This window comes from Actinoplanes sp. NBRC 101535, assembly GCF_030269225.1.
GTDB classification, from domain to species: Bacteria; Actinomycetota; Actinomycetes; order Mycobacteriales; family Micromonosporaceae; genus Actinoplanes; species Actinoplanes rectilineatus.
In genome coordinates, this window is the sequence record NZ_BSSY01000074.1 from 1 (window position 1) to 255 (window position 255).

The 255-nt window shown below is 56.9% G+C and carries 1 rRNA gene; it reads left to right on the top strand.

What is annotated here, in order from left to right:
- Positions 1-255 (top strand): 23S ribosomal RNA (locus tag QSK32_RS45410); the annotation flags it as partial.

The window sequence follows — 255 nt, forward strand, 5'->3', positions numbered from 1 at the left end:
CGATGCGGGAGACTAGGACCTTGGGTGGTAGTAGTTTAGCGATGGGGTGACGCAGGAAGGTAGATGATCCCGGCCGGTGGTTGTGCCGGGGTAAGCGTGTAGGCCGTCACGTAGGCAAATCCGCGTGGCATTAAGGTTGAGACGTGATGCCGAGCCGTTTCTGGTGAAGTCATTGATCCTATGCTGCCGAGAAAAGCCTCTAGCGATGTTCTGAGCGGCCCGTACCCTAAACCGACACAGGTGGTCAGGTAGAGA